Annotated in this window: 21 protein-coding genes and 1 other RNA gene; 11 read left to right on the forward strand and 11 right to left on the reverse strand. The window is 72.7% G+C overall.

Annotation, left to right across the window (positions count from 1 at the left end; all coding sequences use genetic code 11):
* Nucleotides 1-32: 32 nt before the first annotated feature.
* The 4 genes from AB0J55_RS42140 to AB0J55_RS42155 form a co-directional block, all read right to left on the reverse strand.
* Nucleotides 33-545 carry an SRPBCC domain-containing protein gene (locus AB0J55_RS42140; RefSeq protein WP_364262495.1) on the reverse strand — a complete coding sequence of 171 codons (513 nt, stop codon included), beginning with the start codon at nt 543-545 and terminating at the stop codon, nt 33-35.
* Nucleotides 542-865 (reverse strand): metalloregulator ArsR/SmtB family transcription factor, encoded by a 324-nt coding sequence (locus tag AB0J55_RS42145; protein WP_364262498.1) that lies wholly within the window; start codon nt 863-865, stop codon nt 542-544. The genes AB0J55_RS42140 and AB0J55_RS42145 overlap by 4 nt, the downstream gene beginning before the upstream one ends.
* An 87-nt stretch (nt 866-952) precedes the next feature.
* Nucleotides 953-2,320: a gluconate:H+ symporter gene (locus AB0J55_RS42150; protein WP_364262501.1), complete on the reverse strand. Its 1,368-nt coding sequence runs from the start codon at nt 2,318-2,320 to the stop codon at nt 953-955.
* Complete coding sequence (locus AB0J55_RS42155; RefSeq protein ID WP_364262504.1) at nt 2,317-2,814, reverse strand: gluconokinase; 498 nt, start codon at nt 2,812-2,814, stop codon at nt 2,317-2,319. Before AB0J55_RS42155 ends, AB0J55_RS42150 begins: the two co-directional genes overlap by 4 nt.
* 102 nt (nt 2,815-2,916) lie before the next feature.
* Here AB0J55_RS42155 and AB0J55_RS42160 point away from each other — a divergent pair, with 102 nt between their 5' ends.
* The 3 genes from AB0J55_RS42160 to AB0J55_RS42170 all read left to right on the forward strand — a co-directional run bounded on the left by AB0J55_RS42160 (nt 2,917) and on the right by AB0J55_RS42170 (nt 5,304).
* On the forward strand, nt 2,917-3,621 hold the full coding sequence (locus AB0J55_RS42160; RefSeq protein ID WP_364262507.1) for an FCD domain-containing protein: 705 nt from the start codon (nt 2,917-2,919) through the stop codon (nt 3,619-3,621).
* A gap of 42 nt (nt 3,622-3,663) precedes the next feature.
* Nucleotides 3,664-4,548 carry a cobalamin biosynthesis protein gene (locus tag AB0J55_RS42165; protein WP_364262510.1) on the forward strand — a complete coding sequence of 295 codons (885 nt, stop codon included), beginning with the start codon at nt 3,664-3,666 and terminating at the stop codon, nt 4,546-4,548.
* Nucleotides 4,549-4,866: 318 nt separating this feature from the next.
* Entirely contained in the window at nt 4,867-5,304 is a 438-nt protein-coding gene (locus tag AB0J55_RS42170; protein WP_364262513.1) for a hypothetical protein, read from the forward strand.
* A 24-nt stretch (nt 5,305-5,328) separates the two neighbouring features.
* On the opposite strand, the gene AB0J55_RS42175 is transcribed toward AB0J55_RS42170, so the two are convergent.
* From AB0J55_RS42175 to AB0J55_RS42185, 3 genes are read right to left on the reverse strand one after another with little or no spacing between them, the layout of a single operon-like run.
* Nucleotides 5,329-5,946 (reverse strand): FMN-binding negative transcriptional regulator, encoded by a 618-nt coding sequence (locus AB0J55_RS42175; RefSeq protein ID WP_364262516.1) that lies wholly within the window; start codon nt 5,944-5,946, stop codon nt 5,329-5,331.
* 50 nt (nt 5,947-5,996) lie between these two features.
* Nucleotides 5,997-6,827 (reverse strand): SURF1 family cytochrome oxidase biogenesis protein, encoded by an 831-nt coding sequence (locus AB0J55_RS42180; protein WP_364262519.1) that lies wholly within the window; start codon nt 6,825-6,827, stop codon nt 5,997-5,999.
* A gap of 38 nt (nt 6,828-6,865) precedes the next feature.
* The gene (locus AB0J55_RS42185; protein WP_364262522.1) at nt 6,866-7,327 is read right to left on the reverse strand and encodes a low molecular weight protein-tyrosine-phosphatase; all 462 of its coding nucleotides are present in this window, start codon (nt 7,325-7,327) and stop codon (nt 6,866-6,868) included.
* Between the two features lie 356 nt (nt 7,328-7,683).
* Here AB0J55_RS42185 and AB0J55_RS42190 point away from each other — a divergent pair, with 356 nt between their 5' ends.
* The 4 genes from AB0J55_RS42190 (at nt 7,684) to AB0J55_RS42205 (ending at nt 12,414) form a co-directional block, all read left to right on the forward strand.
* Nucleotides 7,684-8,505: a Nif3-like dinuclear metal center hexameric protein gene (locus tag AB0J55_RS42190; RefSeq protein WP_364262525.1), complete on the forward strand. Its 822-nt coding sequence runs from the start codon at nt 7,684-7,686 to the stop codon at nt 8,503-8,505.
* A 10-nt stretch (nt 8,506-8,515) separates the two neighbouring features.
* Nucleotides 8,516-9,253, forward strand: coding sequence for a C4-type zinc ribbon domain-containing protein (locus tag AB0J55_RS42195; protein WP_364262528.1), 738 nt, complete (start codon nt 8,516-8,518; stop codon nt 9,251-9,253).
* A 77-nt stretch (nt 9,254-9,330) separates the two neighbouring features.
* A complete protein-coding gene (locus AB0J55_RS42200; protein ID WP_364262531.1) occupies nt 9,331-10,473 on the forward strand; it encodes a bifunctional RNase H/acid phosphatase in 1,143 nt (380 codons plus the stop codon).
* Between the two features lie 198 nt (nt 10,474-10,671).
* On the forward strand, nt 10,672-12,414 hold the full coding sequence (locus tag AB0J55_RS42205; protein ID WP_364262534.1) for a hypothetical protein: 1,743 nt from the start codon (nt 10,672-10,674) through the stop codon (nt 12,412-12,414).
* A 59-nt stretch (nt 12,415-12,473) separates the two neighbouring features.
* Here the strand turns inward: AB0J55_RS42205 and AB0J55_RS42210 are convergent, their stop codons facing one another.
* The 4 genes from AB0J55_RS42210 to AB0J55_RS42225 all read right to left on the reverse strand — a co-directional run bounded on the left by AB0J55_RS42210 (nt 12,474) and on the right by AB0J55_RS42225 (nt 17,678).
* Nucleotides 12,474-13,715 (reverse strand): SLC13 family permease, encoded by a 1,242-nt coding sequence (locus AB0J55_RS42210; protein WP_364262537.1) that lies wholly within the window; start codon nt 13,713-13,715, stop codon nt 12,474-12,476.
* A 186-nt stretch (nt 13,716-13,901) separates the two neighbouring features.
* Nucleotides 13,902-16,694: an AAA family ATPase gene (locus tag AB0J55_RS42215; RefSeq protein ID WP_364262540.1), complete on the reverse strand. Its 2,793-nt coding sequence runs from the start codon at nt 16,692-16,694 to the stop codon at nt 13,902-13,904.
* A gap of 31 nt (nt 16,695-16,725) precedes the next feature.
* Nucleotides 16,726-17,103 carry a zf-HC2 domain-containing protein gene (locus tag AB0J55_RS42220; RefSeq protein ID WP_364262543.1) on the reverse strand — a complete coding sequence of 126 codons (378 nt, stop codon included), beginning with the start codon at nt 17,101-17,103 and terminating at the stop codon, nt 16,726-16,728.
* Nucleotides 17,100-17,678: a sigma-70 family RNA polymerase sigma factor gene (locus tag AB0J55_RS42225; RefSeq protein ID WP_364262546.1), complete on the reverse strand. Its 579-nt coding sequence runs from the start codon at nt 17,676-17,678 to the stop codon at nt 17,100-17,102. The genes AB0J55_RS42220 and AB0J55_RS42225 overlap by 4 nt, the downstream gene beginning before the upstream one ends.
* 249 nt (nt 17,679-17,927) lie before the next feature.
* Between AB0J55_RS42225 and AB0J55_RS42230 the strand changes: the two genes are divergently transcribed.
* The 4 genes from AB0J55_RS42230 to rnpB all read left to right on the forward strand — a co-directional run bounded on the left by AB0J55_RS42230 (nt 17,928) and on the right by rnpB (nt 21,062).
* Nucleotides 17,928-18,596 carry a DUF4142 domain-containing protein gene (locus tag AB0J55_RS42230; RefSeq protein WP_364262549.1) on the forward strand — a complete coding sequence of 223 codons (669 nt, stop codon included), beginning with the start codon at nt 17,928-17,930 and terminating at the stop codon, nt 18,594-18,596.
* 7 nt (nt 18,597-18,603) lie between these two features.
* A complete protein-coding gene (locus AB0J55_RS42235) occupies nt 18,604-19,416 on the forward strand; it encodes a ferredoxin (protein ID WP_364262552.1) in 813 nt (270 codons plus the stop codon).
* On the forward strand, nt 19,413-20,648 hold the full coding sequence (locus tag AB0J55_RS42240) for an FAD/NAD(P)-binding oxidoreductase (RefSeq protein WP_364262555.1): 1,236 nt from the start codon (nt 19,413-19,415) through the stop codon (nt 20,646-20,648). Before AB0J55_RS42235 ends, AB0J55_RS42240 begins: the two co-directional genes overlap by 4 nt.
* A gap of 20 nt (nt 20,649-20,668) precedes the next feature.
* Nucleotides 20,669-21,062: RNase P RNA component class A (gene rnpB, locus AB0J55_RS42245), an RNA gene on the forward strand.
* Nucleotides 21,063-21,154 lie beyond the last annotated feature (92 nt).

Here is a 21,154-nt window from a genome sequence, read left to right on the forward strand (position 1 = left end):
AAGCGGCGCGGGACGGGCTCCGCCAGACCCCCTTACGGCGCCGGGACCAGGATTTCGCCGGTCTCCAGCAGGGACTTGAGGTCGGAGAGCACCCACGCCCAGCCGCCACCGGCGTTCTCGCCCGGCCCGGCGTTGACGTCCTCGTGCACGCCGCCGACCATCTCGGCGGTCAGCGGGGCGCCGGTGAGGTCGTGGGTGACGGTCAGTCGCGTGCCGGCGGTCTTCGTCGCCTCGATGTCGTAGGTGAGCGTCGTGTACGGCTCGGCGCCCATCCCTTCGGGACCCATCAGCAGTTTCCACGTGATGACGAGCTTGCGCGGCGGATCGACTTCGAGGACTTCGCCGTCGACGAGATCACCGGTGAACCCGGCGTCGATGAACGCCTGCGTCGGGCGGGTCCGGTGCTTCCCGCCGACCTTGAGGTCGAAGTCGGCGAGGCCGGTGTAGCCGTACTTCGCCGTCCACTCGGGCTGGGTGATGGCCTCCCAGATGCGCTCCGGGGTGGCCTTGATGTAGACGCGGTGGACCTGCACGGTGGTCGTCATGGTTCGTCGCCTTCCAGCTCGTTCTTGAGGTCGAGGAGCGCGGTGACCTGGCGCTCGGTGTACTTGTCGATCCACCGGTCGTGGATCTGGCGGATCGGGACGGGGTTGAGGAAGTGCCGTTTCTCCCGGCCTTCCTTCCGCGCGACGACGAGCCCGGCCTCCTCCAGGAGTTTCAGGTGCTTCATGACGCCGAAGCGGGTCATCTCCACCTGGGTCTCCAGCTCGGTGAGCGTGCGGCCGTCACGCTCGAAGAGCAGGTCGAGCAGGAACCGGCGGGTCGGATCCGCCAGCGCCTTGAACACCAGGTCGTCGTCGGGCACGTGAGCGAGAATAGGTGACCAAAAGGTCACATGTCAACGTGCGAAGAAGGCCGCCACCCGCGGTGGGTGGCGGCCCTTCGTTCGCGGCTAGACGACCAGCGACAGCGGCAGGATCAGCGCGATCGCCACCACGGAGATCAGCGTCTCCATCACCGACCAGCTCTTCAGGGTCTGCCCGACCGACAGGCCGAAGTACTCCTTGACCAGCCAGAACCCGGCGTCGTTGACGTGTGAGAAGAACAGCGACCCGGCGCCGATCGCCAGGACCAGCAGCGCGCTGTGCGACGGGTCCATGGTCGCCGCGAGAGGGGCCACGATGCCGGCCGCCGACACGGTCGCGACCGTGGCTGAGCCCGTCGCCAGGCGGATCGCCACCGCGACCAGCCAGCCGAGCAGCAGCGGCGAGAGGTTCGCGTCCTTGGCCAGGCCCGTGATGACGTCGCCGACGCCGGCGTCGACCAGGGTCTGCTTGAAGCCGCCGCCCGCGCCGACGATCAGGATGATCCCGGCGATCGGGCCCAGGGAATCGGCGAGCACAGTGGACAGTCGCGCCCGGTCGAGGCCGGCCGGGCGGCCGAGCAGGACCATGCCCACGAGCACGGCCGCCAGCAGCGCGATCAGCGGGTCGCCGACGAAGTCGAGGATCTTGCGGACCTGGCTGTCCTTGGCCAGCAGGATGTCCGAGAGCGCTTTCGCCAGCATCAGCACGACCGGCAGCAGCACCGTCGTGAGCGTCGCGGCGAAGCTCGGGCGCGGCTTGTCCGTGTCGGCGCGTTCGGGGACCAGCCGCTCGGGGGCGACGGCGTCCGGCACCAGCCGGGCCGCGACCTTGCCGAACAGCGGGCCCGCGACGACCAGCGTCGGGATGCCGACGAGCAGCCCGAACGCCAGCGTGACCCCGACGTTCGCGTTGAGCGCGCCGGCCGCGGCGAGCGGACCCGGGTGCGGCGGCACGAGACCGTGCAGCACCGAAAGCCCGGCGACGGCGGGAATCCCCAGCAGCATCAACGGCTTCCCGGTGCGCTTGACCGCGAGCAGCACCACCGGGATCAGCATGACGAGGCCGATCTCGAAGAACATCGGCAGCCCGATCAGGGCCGCGACGAGGGCCATCGCCCACGGGAGCGCGGCGCCGCGGGCCTTGCCGAGCACGGTGTCGACGATCTGGTCGGCGCCGCCGGAGTCGGCCAGCAGCTTGCCGAGCATCGCGCCGAGGGCGATCAGGATGCCGACGGACGCGACCGTGCTGCCGACGCCGGTCGTGAAGCTCTTGAGCAGCTTGTCGACCGGCATGCCGGCGGTCAGCCCGAGCACGAGCGAGCCGAGGACCAGCGACAGGAACGGGTGCAGCTTCACCTTCGTGATGAGCACGACGATGACGGCGATCGCGACGACGGTCGCGACGATCAGGCGGGTCGAGTGGCCGGTCCAGCCGGCGGCGAGGACGGCGTTCACGCGTGCTCCCGGAAGGCGGTCAGCGCGGCTTCGGTGATCTCCGCCGGCGTCCCGCCGGTGTTGTCGAGGACGACTCCGGACTCGTCCGGTTCGAGGGGTTCGAGGTCGGCGAGCTGCGAATCCAGCAGCGACACCGGCATGAAGTGGCCCTTCCGGGTCTTCATCCGCTCGGCCAGCTGCGCGCGGTCGCCGTGCAGGTGGACGAAGAAGATGTCGCCGCCGCCGCGCAGCACGTCGCGGTACCGGCGCTTGAGCGCGGACGACGTCACGACCCCGCCGGTGGCCTGGTGCTCGCGGATCCAGCCGGCGATGGCTTCGAGCCAGGGCGCGCGGTCTTCGTCCGTCAGCGGCGTGCCGGCGGTCATCTTGTCGATGTTGGCCTTCGGATGGAACGTGTCGGCTTCCGCGTACTCGACGCCCAGTGCCTCGGCGAGCGCCGTGCCGATCGTCGTCTTCCCGGAGCCTGACACCCCCATCACCACGATGACGGTCATCCGCACCTCCCACTTCGTTGTGCCCAGGTGAGTCAAACTCAAAAGTACTACTTATTCAAGATGAAGTACTACTTAATCGAATCAGACCGCTAGGTTGATCAGGTGAGACACGAGCAGGTACTGGATGCCCTCGGCGCGGCGATCGCGAACGGATCCCTGGTCCCGGGCACCGTGGTGCGCTCGGAAGACCTCCAGGAGCGCTTCGGGGCTTCGCGGACCGTGGCGCGCGAAGTCGTCCGCGTCCTGGAGACGATGCGGCTGACCAGCAGCAAGCGGCGCGTCGGCGTGATCGTCCGGGAACAGGCGGAGTGGAACCACTACGACCCGCGGCTGATCCGCTGGCAGCTCGACGGCTCCGCCCGCCCGGCCGCCCTGGCCACGCTGAACGAGCTCCGGTCGGCGATCGAGCCGTGCGCGGCGCGGTACGCGGCCGTGCGCGCGACCCCGGAGGAGCGCGGCCGGCTGACGGCGCTGGGGGAGCGGCTGGCGCGCACGGCCCGGGCCCGCGACCTGACGGCGTTCCTGGAGTTCGACATCGCCTTCCACGACCTGCTGCTCACCGCGTCCCGGAACCCGATGTTCGGCCAGCTGTCGGAGGTCGTCGCGGAGGTGCTCACCGGCCGGACCGGGCACGGCCTGATGCCGCCGGAGCCGCAGCCCGAAGCCATCGCGCTGCACGCCGAGGTGGCCGCGGCGGTGGCCGCCGGGGAGGCGGACCGGGCGGAGCGGGCGATGCGGGACATCGTCGTCCAGGCCCGGGACGAGATCGCCGCCCTGGTATCGGAGGCCGGTCACGCGGGCGAGTAGCCTCCACGCGGAACTGGACTTTTCTTCCGCCGGGGGGCACGGGTGAGCGCGGCGCGCGCGATCGGACTGGTGTTGGGTGTGGCGGCCGACGGCGCCCTCGGCGACCCCCGCCGCCGTGCCCCGGTGACGGCGTTCCGCCGGCTCCCGCCCCGCTCGGGTGTCGTGGTCGCGGCCGCGGCGGTGGCCGCCGGAGCCGCGCTGGAGCGCGCCGGCCGCGGCCGCCCGCTGGTCCAGGCCTCGGCGACGGCGGTGGCGACGTGGGCGGTCCTCGGCGCGGCGGGGCTGGCCCTGCACGGCACGGAACTGGCCCGCGACCTCGAGGAGTGCCGCTTCGAGCCGGCCAGGACGACACTGTCCGAACTGGACCCCCGGGTGGCGGACGGGCTGGGCGCGATCGCCCTGTCGAGGGCATCGGTGGAGACGCTGGCGGAGAACACGTCGGACGCGGTGGTCGCCCCCCTGGTGTGGGGCGCTCTGGCCGGGGTGCCGGGCCTGGTCGGAGCCCGGACGGTGAGCCTGCTGCGCCGCGCCCGGGCGGGCCGCCGCGGCCACTGGGCGATCGACCGCCTGGACGAGCTGGTCCACCTGGTCCCCACCCGCGTGGCGGCGGCCTTGACGGTGCTGGCGGCCCCGGTGGTCGGCGGCTCGGCGGGCGGGGCGTGGCGGGCTTGGCGCCGGGACACGATCGCCCACCCGAGCCCGAACGCGGGCCGGGTCGAAGCGGCGTTCGCGGGAGCTTTGGAGATCCGCGTCGGCGGGCGGACGGTGTACCCCCACGGGGTGGCGGAGCTGCCGGTGCTGGGCGTGGGGCGGAATCCGGACGCCGGGCACGTGACGCGGGCGGTGGAGCTGTCGCGCGTGGTGGGCTGGCTGGCGGGGGCGACCGCGGTGGTGCTGGCCGTGCTTTCCGGTTTCCGGCGCCGCTGAACGTTCGCCGGCTTTCTCCGACGGCCTGCGTTTTCCACAGGCATCGTCGGATGTGGACAGTTGCGGCGGCCGGCCCGCTTTCCGGCGATTTTGCCGGATGCCGCCGATAGACTGGACTCGGGACCGGCCCCCAGGGTGGGCGGGCCTGCTTGCTCCCCCGGCTGCCGGCGGCACAGCTCCATCGCGGGCCGGCCCCTCGGCGGTGGCGCAGCACCAGCCACGAGCCGCGCCTGCACGCCGTGGTTTCCGGCGGGGCGTGTAACTCCTCCCCGTATCGACGAGCGTAGGCAACGCTTCGCCGACAACCGGGAGGAACTCTTGCGGTACCAGCACATTGCGGCCGGCGTGGCCGCCGCGAGCCTGCTCACGCTGGTCGTCACCGGGACCGCCGACGCCAAGAACCGGCGGTGCGGTCCCACCTACGAGCAGGACGGCTTCGGCAGCCTGGGCACGTCGTTCACGCTGAAGTCCAAGCACGACGACGACGGCCCCGGCGGGTCGTTCGTCGTGGGGGAGGAGTTCGAGATCCACACCAACGTCGCCGGCCAGACCTGGAGCATCACCTTCGCCGACAACGGCAAGGTCTTCTTCACCGGCGACGACGTCTCGACCACGGCCGGGATCCGCGAACAGCACCCGACCGCCAACCAGCCGGGCGTCACCCAGCACATGACCGCGGACGCGCTGAACCACACCACCGGCGAGACCATCCACGGCTTCCTGGACGTCCTGCCCGTCCCGGGCTGCGGCGGCTGACCCGCCCGCCGCGGCTGGGCCCCCTCAGCCGCGGCGGCGCAGCTGCGCCAGCGCCGCCGCGTCCAGCGGCCCGCCCCGCTCCGCGAGGCGATCCCCGATCCGCGACCGGTCCTCCGCCGTCTTGTTGCCGCCGAACTTGAACTTCGCGCGGACCCCGGTGATCGTGAACTCGATCCCGCGGATCCCCGGCAGCAGCCGCCGGTCCGGCGCGTCCGGGGCGGCGCTCACCGGCGCCCGGGCCCCGTCCGGCTCGAAGTGCCGCAGCTGCCTGTCCAGCAGGGCCGCCTTCGCCGCCGGATCGTCGACCAGCCGGACGTCCCCTTCGAGCTGCACCGTCGCGTAGTACGACGTCGGCACGCCGTACGCCGGGTCCGCGCCGGTGTTCCAGTCCGCCCGGATGTACGTGTAGTCGCCGACCACCGCCAGCAGCGCCCGCGGGTGCTCCTCCAGCAACGGCCAGATCGGGTTCGGGCGGGCCAGGTGCGTGACCACCGTTTGATCGCCGTCGAACGCGAAGTGCGCCGGCGTCACCACCGGGAGGTCGCGGCCCCGGCCGCCGGCGATCAGCTGGCCGAAGTCGTGCCCGGCCAGCCACTCCCGCCACTCGGAATCGGCAGCAGCGTCCCACGGGTGGATCAGCATGACCCGAGTATCACCGACAAAGTGGCCCTCAGAAGAGGGCCATTTCCGGCCTACTTCTGATGGCCACTTTCGGCGAGTTCGTCCTCCGCGAGGATCTCCGCGACGGACTTCCGCCGCGCAGGCGCGGCGGACGCGTCCAGCGCGCCGCCCGGCTTGAGCTCGCGGACCGTGAAGTACAGCCAGCCCAGCAGCGCCATCGCGCCGAACGCGATCCACTGCAGCGCGTACGACAGGAACGGTCCCGAGTCGGTCTGCGGCAGCGGCAACGCGCCGAGCACGCCGGGCTGGCCGACGTCGAGCTGGAAGTAGCCGGGCCGGATGTCGAGCCGGCCCGCCCGCGCCACCACCCGGGAGTCGACGACGTAGCTCTGCAGCTGCCCGCCGGTCGAGGCGTCGGCGAACGCGTCGCGGTTCTTCGGGTCGGTCTCGTCCGCGCGCACCCGGGCCGTCACGGTGACGGTCCCCGCCGGCGGCGGTGCGAACGGCAGCGCGCCGGACTTGCTGTCCAGCCGGACGTACCCGCGGTCGATCAGCACGACCGTGCCGTCGGTGGTCCGCATCGGCGTCAGCACCTCGTACGCGCCTTCGCCCTGGACCGTCCGCAGCCGCGCGACGACCTCCTTGTCCGGCAGGTACCGGCCGGTGATCGACACGAGGTGCCACTCGGTGCGCTGGTCGGGCACGCTCCCCGGCGGCAGCAGCTGCGCCAGCGGCAGCGGCGCCGCCGTGAAGGACGCCTCGAGCGCGGAGTTCTGCTGCTCGCGTTCGGTGTTGCGGCTGAACTGCCACGGCGAAAGCAGCGTGAAGCAGCAGACGGCGAAGGTGAACACCACCGCCGTCAGAGCCAGCCAGCCGGGCCGGAGCAGGAACCGCAACCGCACCCCACCACGGTAGCCCGGGCCTTCCCGGGCCGTGTCCGCTACCTCTGCGAACGCACCCAGTCCAGCAGGCCGGGCACCGCGCGCTCGACCATGCCGAGGACGTCTTCGAAGCCGTCGTCGCCGCCGTAGTACGGGTCCGGGACCTCGGCACCCTCGGGCGCCGACGGGTCGAACGACCGCAGCAGCCGCACCTTCGCCGGGTCGTCGACCCGCGCGCGGAGGAAGTCCAGGTGCCCCTCGTCCGCGGCGAGCAGCAGATCGGCGGCGAGGTCCTCGCCGGACACCTCGGACGCGACGTGCGAGGTGGGATAGCCGTGCGCCTTCAGGGTCGCGCGGGCGCGCTTGTCGGCGGGCTCCCCGGCGTGCCACGGACCGGTGCCGGCGCTGGTCACGCGGACGGCGTCGCCGAGGCCGGCCTCCTCGAGCCGCGCGCGGAAGACCAGCTCGGCCATCGGGGAGCGGCAGATGTTGCCGGAGCAGACGAAGACGATGTGCGTCACGTCCCGAGCGTAACCACCCGATTCACCCGGCATCGGCGTGATGCCCTTGCCGTCACGCGTGCTGCCCCTCGGCGCCGCCTGTGCGTAACCGCCGGGTTCACCCGTCACCCGCCCGCTCGGCGGTATCCGCGGCCCGCGGCGTCCACCTAGCGTCGGTCGGGCGAGGACGCGAACCGGAAGGAGAGCGATCATGCACGGGTGCTGCTCGAAGTGCACCGGCCAGGGCTGCGGCTGCTGCGGCAACTGCAACTGATCCCACCCGGCGCCCGCGGCGGCCCGTCGCCGCCGCGGCGCCCCTGCCCCTGCCCCGGAACCGGGCCGCGCCGCGCTGCGGCACTGCATGCCAAAATCACCGGATGCCCGCGCTCGCCGAAATCATCACCGTCCTGGAGCAGGCCTACCCGCCCGCGCTCGCCGAGTCCTGGGACGCCGTCGGCCTCGTCTGCGGCGATCCCGGCGAACCGGTCAGCCGGGTGCTGTTCTGCGTCGACCCGGTCGCCGAGACCGTCGAAGAGGCCGTCGAATCCGGCGCGCAGCTGATCGTCGCCCACCACCCGCTGCTGCTGCGCGGCGTGCACGGCGTGCCCGCCGACACCGCCAAGGGCGCGCTCGTGCACCGGATGATCCGCGAGGGCATCGCCCTCTACTGCGCGCACACCAACGCCGACTCCGCCGACCCCGGCGTCTCCGACGCGCTCGCCGCGGCCATCGGCCTGCGGGTGACCGGCCCGCTGGAGCCGAACGCCGACGGCGTCACCGGCATCGGCCGCCTCGGCGAACTGCCCGAGCCGGAGCCGTTCTCGGCCTTCGTCCAGCGCGTGGCCGACGCCCTGCCCGCGACCGTGCCCGGGGTCCTCGGCGCGGGCGACGCGGACCGCCCGATCCGCACGGTCGCCGTCTCCGGCGGCGCCGGCGACTCCTACCTGAAGCAGGCCACCGCGGCTCGTGTCGACGCCTTCGTCACCGCCGACCTGCGGCATCACCCCGCCGGCGAGCACCTCGCGAACCCGGGCGCGGTGCCCGCCCTGGTCGGGCTGACCCACTGGGCCAGCGAGTGGCCCTGGTGCGGGCAAGCCTCGGCGCTCGTGGCGCAGGCGTTTGCGGGTAGCGTTGACGTTCACGTGTCCACGAGGTGCACCGACCCGTGGACCGTCCGCGCCGAGCGCACATCTAGCTAAGAGGAGCACCGTGAAGGCCGAACCCGCCGTGCAGCGCCAGTTGCTCGAGCTCGCCAAGGTGGACGCCGAGCTCTCGCGCACCGCGCACCGCCGCCGCACCCTGCCCGAGCTGGCCGAGATCGACGCGGGGGAGAAGACCGCCCGCGAGCGCCGCGACGCCCTCGTGTCGGTGGAGACCGCCGCCTCCGACCTCGACCGCGAAATCGCCCGGCAGGAGAAGGAGATCGAGTCGGTGCGCGCCCGCGAGGACCGCGACCGCAAGCTCCTGGCGTCCGGCTCGGTCAACTCGAAGCAGATGACCGACATCGAGCACGAGCTGCAGTCCCTGGAGCGACGGCAGAGCGCGCTCGAGGACGACCTGCTGGAGTTGATGGAGCAGCGCGAGGCCCTCGGCCTGGACGCCCAGCGCACCGGCGCCGAGGTCGACAAGGCCGAGGCCGAGGTCGCCGCCGCGATCGCCCGCCGCGACGAGGCGTTCAAGGACCTCGACACCACCCGCGCCCGCCGCGCCGAGGACCGCGAGAAGCTGGTGCCGCGCTTCCCGGAGCCGCTGCTCAAGCTGTACGAGCGCGTCCGCGAGCACAAGGGCATCGGGGCCGCGCTGCTGCGCGCCCGCCGCTGCGGCGCCTGCCAGCTGGAGCTGGACCGCAACACGGTGAACGAGATCAAGGCCGCGCCCGAGGACGACGTCATCCAGTGCGAGAACTGCGGCGCGATCCTGGTCCGGACCCTGGAGTCGGGTCTGTGACCTCGCACGGTGCCTTCGGGGGTGCAACCCCCGCGCCCCGCCCGAGGGGCTCCGCCCCCACGGACCCCCCGAAGCATGTGGTCGTCGAGGCCGACGGCGGTTCCCGCGGCAACCCGGGCCCCGCCGGCTACGGCGCCGTGGTGAAGGACAGCGACGGCGAAGTCCTCGCCGAGCGCAAGGAAAGCCTCGGCGTCGTCACCAACAACGTCGCCGAGTACCGCGGGCTGATCGCCGGCCTGACCGCCGCGGCGGAACTCGGCGCGTCCACTGTGGACGTCCGGATGGACTCGAAGCTCGTCGTGGAGCAGATGTCCGGGCGCTGGAAGATCAAGCACCCGGACATGCAGCCGCTGGCCGAGCAGGCCAAGGGGCTGGCCGCGGGCTTCTCCCGCGTCAAGTACGAGTGGATCCCGCGGGCCGAAAACTCCCACGCCGACCGCCTGGCCAACGAAGCCATGGACGCGGCCACCGGCAAGCCCGCCGCCGGCCGCCCGGGCACGGCGGGCAAGGCCGCGGCCGCTGCCACCCTGCCGAAGCTGCCGACCCGCAAGCCCGACCGCGCGGCGGTGGCCTGGACCGGCGCGAAAGGCACCCCGACCCGGCTGCTCCTGCTCCGCCACGGCCAGACGGAGATGTCGGCGTTGCGCCGCTACTCCGGCCGCGGCGACGTCCCGCTCACCGAACTCGGCCGCTCCCAGGCCGCCGCGGCGGCGAAGCGGCTGGCGGCGACGGACGGCCTGGTCGTCGACGGCGAGGCCGTCCCGATCGTCTCCTCGCCGCTCACCCGCACGAAGCAGACCGCGCAGGCCGTCGCCGACGCGCTCGGCGGCCGCGTCGAGACCCACCCCGGCCTGATCGAGACGGACTTCGGCGAGTGGGAAGGCCTGACGTTCGCCGAAGCGGCCGACCGCGACCCCGAACTGCACCGGTCCTGGCTGAGCGACAGCTCGGTGCCGCCGCCCGGCGGCGAGAGCTTCGACGTCGTCCACCGGCGCGTCCGCAAGGCCCGCGACGAGCTGATCGCCGAGCACGGCGGCCGGACGTTGGTGCTGGTCAGCCACGTGACGCCGATCAAGACGCTGCTCCGGATGGGCCTCGACGCCGGACCCCAGCTGCTGTTCCGGCTGCACCTGGACCTGGCGTCGTTGTCGATCGTCGAGTTCTACCCGGACGGGAACGCTTCGGTCCGCCTTGTCAACGACACCTCGCACCTCGTCTGACCGGGTCGGCGCCGACCAGGGGAAGTGTGGGGTGGATCACGCTCAACACCGACGCGTGGCGGACCCCGGATGGGGTATTGGCTACAGTGTCTCGACCGCGTCGCCGCGGTGGCGGATCCGCCGACGGATCCACTCAGGGGGCGCCAGCTCGCGCGTATCCCACCGGCAGAAGCCTGCGGGCGGAACAGTGACGAGGACATGACGGCTAGCGCACTCACCGAGACCTCCCCGAGCGACGTCCCCGAGGACCCGGCCACCACCACGGCCACCCGCGGCTGGGGCGCGCGCCTGGCGCCGGTGCTGGCCGTGCTCGCCGGCGTCGCCGCGGTCGCCGTGCACGCCACCCGCTACGGCCACTGGATCGTCGACGACGCCGCCATCACCTTCTCCTACGCCCGCAGCTTCGCCGACGGCCTCGGCCCGGTGCTGCAGCCGGGCGCCCCGCCGGTCGAGGGCTTCTCCGACCCGACGTGGATGGTGCTGCTCGGCCTCGGCAAGCTCGTCGGCCTCTTCGACCACGGCGAGCTCTTCGGCATCCCGGACTACGTGCTCTTCCCGAAGGCGCTGGGCCTGCTGTTCACCGGCGGCGTCCTGACCGCCTGCTACTTCGCCGCGAAGCAGATCTTCACGCGCTTCGCCTGGCTGGTGACGCTGATCGCCGGCCTGACGCTGGCGACGATCCCCTCGTACGTCATCTGGGTCGTGTCCGGCCTGGAGAACTCGCTGTTCGCGTTCGCGGTCGTCACGCTCGGCGTGACCCTGTTCGTCTCGGTCAAGCGGGACGTGCTCCTGACGCCGAAGGTCGCGGTGTGGGCCGGGGTCATGGTGGCGTTCGCCGCGCTGACCCGCCCGGAAGGCCTGATCTACGCGGGCGCGTACCCGCTGGCGGCGCTGTTCCTGCTGCGTTCGGGGCTGTTCTGGAAGAGCTTCCGGCTCGCGCTGCTGTCGGTGGCGGCGTTCGCGGTGCCGTTCGGCGCGTACGTCGTCTGGCGGCACGCGGAGTTCGGGCGGCTCCTGGCCAACCCGTCGGTGGCGAAGCAGCAGGGCCTGCCCGGGTTCGACGCCGTCAAGCGGCCGTTCGAGCTGGTCGGCTACGCGGGCTGGGCCGGGGTGGTCGTGCTCGCCCTGGTGATCGTGTTCGCGCTGGTCAAGGCGCCGTGGCGGCGTTCGCTGATCGCGCTGCTGGTGCCGCTGGGGCTCGGGATCGTCGCGTACGGCGTGATGGTCGCCGACTGGATGTACCAGCACCGGTTCGCCAGCCCGATCTGGCCGCTGGCCGTGATCGCGGGCACGCTCTCGGCGGGTGAGCTGCTGCGCCACCGGCAGGCGCTGCTGCGCGTCGGCGTCGTCGTGGTGCTGGTGGGGGCGTTCGTCCCGTCGGCGGTCGGGTTCGCGGCCGCGGCGGACAAGTTCGCGAAGAACCCGAACATCACGGCGTGCCTGGTGGCCGACCGCTTCGGCCGCGGCTTCAACACCTACGCCGACATCCTGGGCCTGCAGAAGGCGTCGCTGCTGCTGCCGGACCTCGGCGGCTCGTCGATGACCAGCCGGCTCGAGCTGGTCGACATGGCGGGCCTGGTCAACAAGCCGATCGCCGACCTGGTCCACGACAACGACCTGGCCGGCCTGCGCGACTACGTGTTCGACACGGTCAAGCCGACGTTCATCCACTCGTGGGGTCCCTGGGCCGCGGGCAACGGCATCGCGCTGGACCCGCGCCTCGACCGCGACTACGTGCTGATCTACAGCTCCCCGATCGAGGGCCTCCGCAACGGCGACTGGGTCCGCCGGGACGCGGCGACCGACCCGGCCAAACTGCAGGCAGCCCGCGACTACGCGGCGAAGACGATTCCCGAGGTGGCCGCGGACCGCTTCGGCGGCCCGCTCGACGACTGCGGCGCGACGATGAAGCCGGGCCAGACGATCACGATGCCCAGCTGATCACGCGTGATGCCCCTCGGATCACGCGTAATGCCTTCCTGATCACGCGTGATGCCCGTTCACGACGCCAAGCCGAGGCCCAGCCAGAGCGCGACGGTCGCCGCGGCCAGGCACAGCGGCGTCGTGAGGGCGCCGAGGGCGTGGAACGTCCGGGCCGAGGGCGGCTTCGGGAGCGTCCGGCGCCACAGCAGGGTCGCCAGCGACCCGAGGTAGGTCGCGTTCGGGCCGATGTTCACCCCCAGGAGCACCGCCAGCAGCACCCCCGGCGCCGGGTGCGGGCCGAGCACGGAGAGCAGGATCAGCGTCGCCGGCAGGTTGTTGACCAGGTTGGCCAGCAACGCGGCCACCCCGGCCGCCAGCAGGAGGTCGACCAGGCCGGTCGACGACGGCAGGATGTCACGCAGCACGCCGCCGAGGACGTGCTCCGACACGGCCTCCACCACCACGGCCAGCCCCAGCACGAACAGGCACAGCTGCGGCGCGGCCTCGCTGACCAGCTGCCACGGCCGGATCTTCCCCTGCGCGAGCGCCCGAACGCCGAGGATCAGCGCGGCCAGCGCGGCGATCCACACCGGCTCGACGTGCCCGAGCTGCCCGACCGCGAAGCCGGCGAGCGTGAGGCCGAGGATGACCAGCGCGAACGTCGGCGTCTCGAGGTGCTGCCGCGGTTCGGGTGTTTCGCGCGGCCGCAGGTCCGCGGCGAAGAACCGCAGGAAGACGACCAGTTCGATGGCCAGGGTGACCAGCCACGGCAGGGCCATCAGCGCGGTGAACCCGGCGAAAGTCAGCCCCGACGCGGCGAAGGCCAGCAGGTTGGTCAGGTTGGAGACGGGCAGCAGCGTCGACGCCGAGTTGGCCAGGTGCGCGCAGGCGTAGACGTGCGGCCGGGCGGGCAGTTCCAGGCTGGTCGCCGTGGCGAGGACGACGGGGGTGAGCAGCACGACGGTGGCGTCGAGGCTGAGGATCGCGGTGACGCCGGCCGCCGCGGCGAAGGTCAGCACGAGCAACCGCCGCGGCCGGCCGTGGCACGCCTCGGCGAGCCGGTTGCCGAGCCAGGCGAAGACCCCGTCCACACTGGCCAAAAAGGACAAAAGGAGAATGGCGGCGAGAAAGCCCAGCGTAGGCAGGATTTCGACGGCCCGCTGCCCGGCGGCGGCGGGTTCGACGAGCCCGAGGAGCAGAGCGACGCCCGCGGCGGGCACGGCGGCGACGGCCTCGGGCCAGCCGCGCGGCCGGACGATGGCGAAGACCAGCACCGCGGCGAGGAGGATGAGGCTGCCCGCGCCTGCCCAGAAGTTCACCGGCTCACGCTAATCGACGACCCCGGCGCTCGGGGGCGCCCCCCGTTTTCCACGCTACCGGAAGGCACCGACAAAATCGGCGGCCGACCGCGGATGCTCGCTGCCGGCCCGATTTTGTCGGTGCTGCCGGGTAAAGTGGAGAACGGGGGGCGCCCCCGCGGGCGAGCGGCCGGATGGTGAACCGGGTCAGCGACCGTCCACACGCGACGAAGACTTCGCCAGCGCCCCACCGAGTTCCGCGCGCCCGGGGATGCCGAGCTTGCGGTACGCGCCCGACAGGTGCAGCTCCACCGTCCGCCGCGTCAGGTGCAGGGCCGTCGCGATCTCGCGGTTGGTCAGCCCCTGCGCCGCCATCACGGCGATGCGGTTCTCCTGCCGCGTCAGGCCGTGCTCGTTGTCCTTCGCCGGCGTCAACGCCCGCCGCGACGACCGCAGCTCCTCCGCCGCCCGCCGCGCCAGCGGACGCGCGCCACAGTGCTCGCTCAGCTCCACCGCCTGCCGCAGCGTTTCGATGGCCTTCTCCGACTGCCCGTGCCGGGCCTGCAGCGTCCCCAGCTCGGTCAGCGCGTTCGCCAGCTGCAGCCGGGCCGGCGACGACCGCAGTGTCGTGATCGCCTTCTGCAGCGCCCGTTCGGCTTCGTCGTCCTCGCGGACCAGGCCGAGCGTCGTCAGCGCCGTGCCCAGCGGGCGCGGGGCACCCCAGCGGGCCGCGGCGTTCATGTCCTCCTCCGCCAGCCGCGCGGCGTCGTCGGTCTGGCCGAGCGCCAGCGCCGCGCGCGCCGCGTGCGCGCGCCACGGCACGAAACCCGGGAACCGCATCCCGTGGTGCGCCAGCCGCCGTCCGCAGCTCAGGAGGTCTTCGAACCCGAAGCGCGTGTACCCCGTCGCGACGCGCAGGCGGCCCCGCGCGTACAGCAGGTACGTGTGCGTGAACAGGCCCTGGCTCGCCACGAAGTCCATCCGGTCCAGCAACGACGTCGCCGCCTCGAACCGGCCGAGGTCCACCCAGCACTCGACGAGCTTCGCCGCGCACAGCACGCCGACCGGGCACGTCGTCGTCCCGCCGCGCTCGTCGAACCGGCGCAGCAGCGATTCGAAGTGGACGCTGGCCCGCTGCAGGTCACCGCTGGCCTGCAGCGCGATCCCGCGGGCCAGGGTCGGCAGCGCGCCGTGCGGCACGTGCACGTCCCACGGCTCGCGCTCGACGTCCAGCACCCGGCACAGCCGGTCGACGTGCGCCGGCTCGTCCGAGAGCACCGCCGTCGCCAGCGTGAAGAAGTAGTGCTGTTCGAACAGGTCGCCGTCGTCGCCGGTCAGCGCGTCCGCGAAGTGCCCGACGGCGTCCTGCGCCGACTCGCCGCTGCGGACGGCGTCCAGCGCCAGCAGCGCCGAGCGGCTCCGCTGGGCCGCCGGGTCGGTCAGCGGCGCCCACTGCTCCTCGAAGTCGCGGAACTCCGGGGGCGGGCCGAGCCGGCTGCCCGCCTCGGCCAGGTAGGTCATGCAGAGCAGCGGCCACACCGCGTCCGGCCCGCCGGCGTCGAGCCGCGCCGCGATCTGGCCCGCCGCGCTGATCCCCAGCCGCGCGTCCTGGCCGCCGCAGAGCGACAGCAGCATCGCGGTGGCGATGTAGGCGGCCGTCTCGCGGTTGCCGACCGTGTCGACGGCCTCCCGCACCCGCTTCGCCGCGGCGGGCGGGTCGAACTGGAACTCCGCGTGCGCCAGCTGCAGCAGCACGGCCATCCGGCGCCCGGACGTCAGCCGTTCCTCCAGCGCCCGGCGCAGGTGCCGCGCGGCCAGCTCGGGCCGTCCCGAGAACACGGCGTCGCGCGCGCTCAGCCGCAGCACGTCCACCGCCCACGGGATCCGGATCGACGTCGCTTCCAGCAGATGGGCGGCGACGCGCTCGGCCGGTGCGCCCGTCTCCGTCAGCAGCTTCGCCGCCCGGGAGTGGTTGACCGCCCGCGTCGTCTTCGGCATGTCCTTGAGCAGGGAGTTGCGGACGAACGAGTAGGTCAGCGTCGGCTGGCTGCTGTTGTTGAGCACGTGCAGCCGGACCATGGTGTCGATGGCCTGCAGCGCGTCGAGCTCGTCAACGCCGGCCAGCTTGGCCAGCAGGTCGAACGCCGCGTCCTCGCCGAGCACCGCCGCCGCGTGCAGGATCGCGGGCGCGTGCGGGAACTCCTGCATCCGCGTGTGGAGCACCTGCCCGATCAGCGACGAGCCGAGCTCGTGCGGGTCCGCGCCGGGCAGCAGCCGCGGCCGCAGCGCCTGCAGCAGGTACGGGTTGCCGCCGGTGGCCTCGCGGCAGGCCGACGCGAGCTCGCCGGGGGCGAGGCCGAGGATTTCCGCCGCGGCGGCGTCGCCGAGGCCGTTCAGCGTGATCGTGGCCGGCGTGCAGCCCGCCATCTCCAGCAGCGCCACCTCGCGGTGCGGCGGGTGCCCGGTCAGCGACGTCAGAAGGATGAACACCGGCAGGTCGAGGACGCGGTTGCGGATGTAGGCCAGGCACCGCATGGACCAGGCGTCGGCGAGGTGGACGTTGTCGATGCCGAGGAACAGCGGACCCCGCGCGCTGGCTTCGCGGACGATCCGGAAGAAGATGTCGAGGGCTTCGCTCTCGCCGGCCGGCCCGCACAGCTCGGCGACGGGCGGGCGCGGCGGCGCGTCCGGCCCCTCGAGCGCGTCGGCCAGCTGGCGGACGAGCCCGCCCGCGAGGTGGCTCTCCAGCCGCGACCCGGTGGCGATCGCGACGGTGAACCCGGCGTCCGCGGCCAGCGCCGCGGCGGTCCGCAGGGTGGCGCTCTTGCCCATGCCGAACTCGCCGATCAGCACCGCGCTGGCGGCCGAGCCGCCCAGCGCGACCGGGAACAGGCCGGTCAGGCGGCCGAGTTCGGGCTCGCGGCCGGGGAGCCGCGGGGCGGGACGCTTCGGTACCGAAGCCCCGCTGACGGGGTGCTCGGGATTTACTTCGGTATCCACCGTAAGGACTTTCATGTTGGGTTGGGGCAGACTACTGGAAACCGGCCGGCCACGGGAGACTCCGCGGCGCGCAGCCGGCACCGGCCACGACCTGACCAGGGGAGACGATGGACGCAGGGGATGCGAACCGGATCTTCCCGATGGCCGGCCGCGCCGCGCCGAAGGCCGTGACGGCCACCCCGAGCGCGAGCAGCAGGAGCGGGCCGGCCGCCTTCCGGCGCCGGGCGGCCCCGTCGCCCGGCGGCAGGTAGCCCAGCCGCGCGGCCTCCGCCAGTGCCCCGGTCACCGGGACGAACCCGGCGACCCGGCCCCGGCAGCGGGCGCAGCCGAGCAGGTGCGCTTCGAACTCTTCCGGATCGTCGAGGACGCCGAGCCCGTAGGCCGCGGCGTCCGCGTGCCGCCCCCTCATCGGACCGTCACTTCCCCGAGCGCCTTCCGCAATTGCCGCATCGCCGTGTACAACCGCGATTTGACAGTTCCCTCCGGAATTCCGAGAATTTCTGCTGCCTGTCGAACGGTGTTTCCGGCGAGATAGGTCTCGTAGATGACGGACTGATATTTCGCGTCCAGTTCCCGCAATGCCCGAGTAATCGTTAGTGCTGCTAACGAACTGTCCGCGCGGTCGGTGGACTCGGTGTTTTCCGGGATCTCCAGAGCGACCTCCTGCGGGCGGACGCGGCGATTCCTCCAGCCGTCGATGACGATCCGGCGGGCCACCGTGAGCAGCCATCCGCGCAGCATTCCGGGCTCGCGTTCGAGCGTGCCGGAGTGCTGCCACGCGCGGATCATGGTCTCCTGCACCACGTCCTCGGTCCACTGCCGGTCATGGTTGGTCAGGGCCAGGACCTGCGCAAACAGCGTCGCGCGGAAGTCCTTGTAGAGCAACGGGACGAGGTCGTCCCCCGTGTCGGGGCCGGTGTCGACCGCCGTGGCGGACGGGGCGTAGCCGACGTGGCCGCGACTTTCTCTGCCCAGTGCTTCCATAAAGCTCGCAACCTCACCTGACTGGCGGACCGTGGGGCCACCGGAGCGTAGCGCAAAAACACTTAATAGACCATATGCATTAGTTTCCCGACCCAATTAGCTGCGGGCCCGACGTGGCTCACCGTAGCGGCGTTCACAATCTGCTTTGTGATGCACGTCACAGGTCACTAAAAGGTGACGTTGAGAACCGGATCACACCTTCCGCCCGTAGCTGGAGATGACGACTTCTTTCGCGAAGGGACAACGGGGATGCCGCTCCGATTCGTGGCGTTGCTGGCCGCCGCGACCGCGCTCGTGCTCGGCTGTGCGTTCCCGGCGTCCGCCGGGGAACTGCAGCAGACCGACCGCGCCCTGCTGACCCGGCTGAAGCAGCACACGCTGTGGGCCGTGCCGTCGAGCCGGCTCGCGGTCGAGCGCGCGACCAACCGCCGCGTCCGCGCCGTCGCCGTCCGCATCGCCGACGACCAGGCCCGCCTCGACGTCGCCCTGCGTGCGGTCGCCGACCGGCTCGCCGTCACCCTGCCGGGGGAGCCCACGGACCAGGAGCGCGCCTGGGCCGGCGAGATCGCCGCCGACTCCGGCGACCGGTTCGACCGCGCCTACGTCAACCGGCTCCGCGCCGAGTACGGCACCCTCTTCGGGCTTGCCTCCGATGTCCGCGCCGGCACCCGCGACGACGACGTCCGCGCGTTCGCCCAGACCGCCGTCGACACCTCCCTCGGCCACCTGACGCTGCTGGAGAGCACCGGCCTCGCCGAGACCACGTCCCTGCTCGTATCCGCCACCGAGGACGACACCCTCGGCGGCGGCGCCATCGCCCTCGGTGCCGTTTTCGTGGCCGTCGCCGCCGTCGCCACGTTCGGCCTGCTCCGCCTGCTCGGGACCCCCGGCAGGACCTCGCCGCGCCCCCGGAGGTAACCCGCCCATGTCCCCCTCAGCCGCGCTGGTCCCGGTGTCCCCCCACGACACCGGGATCGCCGAGGCGGCCACGCTGTCCGGCCGCCTCACCTACCTCTGCATGTGCCTGACGCTCTGCTGGGGCGTCCTGTCCGCCACCGGCTGGGTCCGCCGGTTCAGCGGCCAGGACGCCCTCCGCACCGGGCACGTGCTGCTCGCCGCGTTCACCCTCGCCACCGGCACCCTGCACGGGCTGACTCTCCTGTTCCTGGAGGACGACCCCTTCGGCGTCGCCGACCTGCTGCTGCCGTTCTACGACGGCACCCCGCGGCACGCGCTGGGCATCATCGGGCTGGAACTCGTCATCGCCGTGTCGGTGACGGCGGGCCTGCGCCGCGGCGCCCGCGAGGACCGCTGGCTCCGCTTCCACCAGGTCGGCTACCTCGCCGTCGGGCTGCTCGCCGTGCACGCCTGGCTCGGCGCGGTGTCGAGCGGGCACCTCGCCGTCGTCTGGCTCGCCGGCATCACGCTGCTCGTCCCGCCGGTGCTGCTGTCGGTCCTGCGCGTGCTCCCTGCGGCGGTGCTGGCTCGCGCCGGGCTGGTCACGCTGCCGCCGGACGAGGCCGGTCCGGAGCCGGCGACCCTGCGCGTCGACGTCGACAGCCAGCGCTGCCACGCCTACGGGGTCTGCCAGTCCGAGGCGCCCCAGGTCTTCCGGCTCGGCCTGGACGGGCAGCTCGCCTACGAGAAGCGCCCGGAGGCCCAGCTGGCCCCGAACGTCCAGGCCGCCGCGCGCGCCTGCCCCATGCGAGCCATCCACCTGTTGGGAGCCACCCGATGAGCGAACGCATCGTCATCGCCGGAGCCGGCCTCGCCGGCCTGCGCGCGGCCGAACGGCTGCGCGAACTCGGGTTCGACGGCGAAGTCGTCGTCCTCGGCGCCGAGCCCGACATCGCCTACCACCGCCCGGCGCTGTCCAAGCAGCTGCTGACCGGCGCGGTCAGCCGGGCCGACACGCTGCTCGCCGACCCGCTCGAAGTCGACGCCGAGTGGCGGTTCGGCACACCCGTCACGGCGTTGTCGCCGAACCGGCAGGTCGTGCACCTGCGCGACGAGGAACTCCGCTACGACGGCCTGATCATCGCCACCGGCGTCGAACCCCGCCGCATGCCGGGCGCGCCGCACGGCCACCCGCGCGTGGTCGTCGTCCGGACCCTCGCCGACACGATCGCCCTCCAGCGGGCGCTCGCCGCCGGCCCCGGCCCGGTCGCCGTCGTCGGCGACGGCTTCATCGGCTGCGAGGTCGCGTCCAGCCTGCGGGAGATGAACCGGGACGTCGTCCTCTTCGGACGGTCGAGACCGCTGCTGGCCGACGTGCTCGGCCCCGACATCGGCGACTGGCTCACCGCGCTGCACACCGCCCGCGGCGTCCAGCTGGAGCTCGGCACCACCATCCGCCGCTGGCGGCCCGCACCGAACCACGTCGGCCTGGAGTTCGCCGACGGCCGGGCGATCGACGTCGCCTGCGTGGTCGTCGCCGTGGGCAGCGTCCCGGCCGTCTCGTGGCTGCGCGGCGCCAAGCTCCCGCTCGACGACGGCGTCGTCTGCGGGCCGACCTGCCACGTCGTCGGCTCGTCGACGATCGTCGCGGCCGGCGACGTCGCCCGCTGGCCCAACCTCCGCTTCGACGCGACGCCGCACCGCGACGAGCACTGGCTCAACGCCGTCGAGATGAGCCGCGCCGCGGCCCAGAACCTCCTGACGGGCCCGCAGGGGTCCCCGGCCTACACGCCGGTGCCGCGGTACTGGTCCGAACAGCACGGCGTCCGCATCCAGGTCGCCGGCCGTCCGTCACTGGCGACGGACACGGTGCTGCTCGAGTCGCCCGTCCCCGGCACGCGGCCCATCACCGGGTTCGTGCGCCACGGCCGGCTCGTCGGCCTGATCGGCCTCGACAGCCCGGCCGCGGTGCTGCACTGGACCGCCGAGCTCGCCCGCCAGCACCCGGCGCCCGCGGAACCGCCGCCGGAGGTCCGGCCGCGTCACCACAGCGAGGCGGTGGCCGGGTACTGAGCTACCATCTCGCCTGCGGACGAGCTGGCAGGGCGGTCGCGAGCCGGGGTGACCCGGTCCGAGGAAAGTCCGGACTCCGCAGGGCAGGGTGGTTGCTAACGGCAACCCGGGGTGACCCGCGGGACAGTGCCACAGAAAACAGACCGCCCCCGCCTTCGGGCGGGGGTAAGGGTGAAACGGTGGTGTAAGAGACCACCAGCGTCCCGGGCGACCGGGACGGCTAGGTAAACCCCACCCGGAGCAAGGCCAAGAGGGAGCGCAAGCTCCTGCGCAGGCGTTCGAGGACGGCCCGTCCGAGCCTGCGGGTAGGCCGCTGGAGCCTGCCGGCAACGGCAGGCCGAGATGGATGGCCGCCGCCCCGGAAGCCGCAAGGCGACCGGGGAACAGGATCCGGCTTACATGCCAGCTCGTCCGCCTCCAGCCCCATGACCAGAGGGCCGACACGCGTGATCAGAGGGTCGACACACGTGATTGAAGGGTCGACACGGCGGAACCGGCGGCCGGAG

Origin of the sequence: Amycolatopsis sp. NPDC049688 (assembly GCF_040674975.1) — a bacterium.
Taxonomy (GTDB): Bacteria; Actinomycetota; Actinomycetes; order Mycobacteriales; family Pseudonocardiaceae; genus Amycolatopsis.

Excerpts from the sequence above, each read along its gene's own strand:
- AB0J55_RS42140 (WP_364262495.1), bottom strand. The coding sequence starts at position 545 with ATGACGACCACCGTGCAGGTCCACCGCGTCTACATCAAGGCCACCCCG.
- AB0J55_RS42155 (WP_364262504.1), bottom strand. The coding sequence starts at position 2,814 with ATGACCGTCATCGTGGTGATGGGGGTGTCAGGCTCCGGGAAGACGACG.
- AB0J55_RS42175 (WP_364262516.1), bottom strand. The coding sequence starts at position 5,946 with ATGCTGATCCACCCGTGGGACGCTGCTGCCGATTCCGAGTGGCGGGAG.
- AB0J55_RS42190 (WP_364262525.1), top strand. The coding sequence starts at position 7,684 with ATGCCCGCGCTCGCCGAAATCATCACCGTCCTGGAGCAGGCCTACCCG.
- AB0J55_RS42205 (WP_364262534.1), top strand. The coding sequence starts at position 10,672 with ATGACGGCTAGCGCACTCACCGAGACCTCCCCGAGCGACGTCCCCGAG.
- AB0J55_RS42220 (WP_364262543.1), bottom strand. The coding sequence starts at position 17,103 with ATGAGGGGGCGGCACGCGGACGCCGCGGCCTACGGGCTCGGCGTCCTC.
- AB0J55_RS42225 (WP_364262546.1), bottom strand. The coding sequence starts at position 17,678 with ATGGAAGCACTGGGCAGAGAAAGTCGCGGCCACGTCGGCTACGCCCCG.
- AB0J55_RS42230 (WP_364262549.1), top strand. The coding sequence starts at position 17,928 with ATGCCGCTCCGATTCGTGGCGTTGCTGGCCGCCGCGACCGCGCTCGTG.
- AB0J55_RS42235 (WP_364262552.1), top strand. The coding sequence starts at position 18,604 with ATGTCCCCCTCAGCCGCGCTGGTCCCGGTGTCCCCCCACGACACCGGG.
- AB0J55_RS42240 (WP_364262555.1), top strand. The coding sequence starts at position 19,413 with ATGAGCGAACGCATCGTCATCGCCGGAGCCGGCCTCGCCGGCCTGCGC.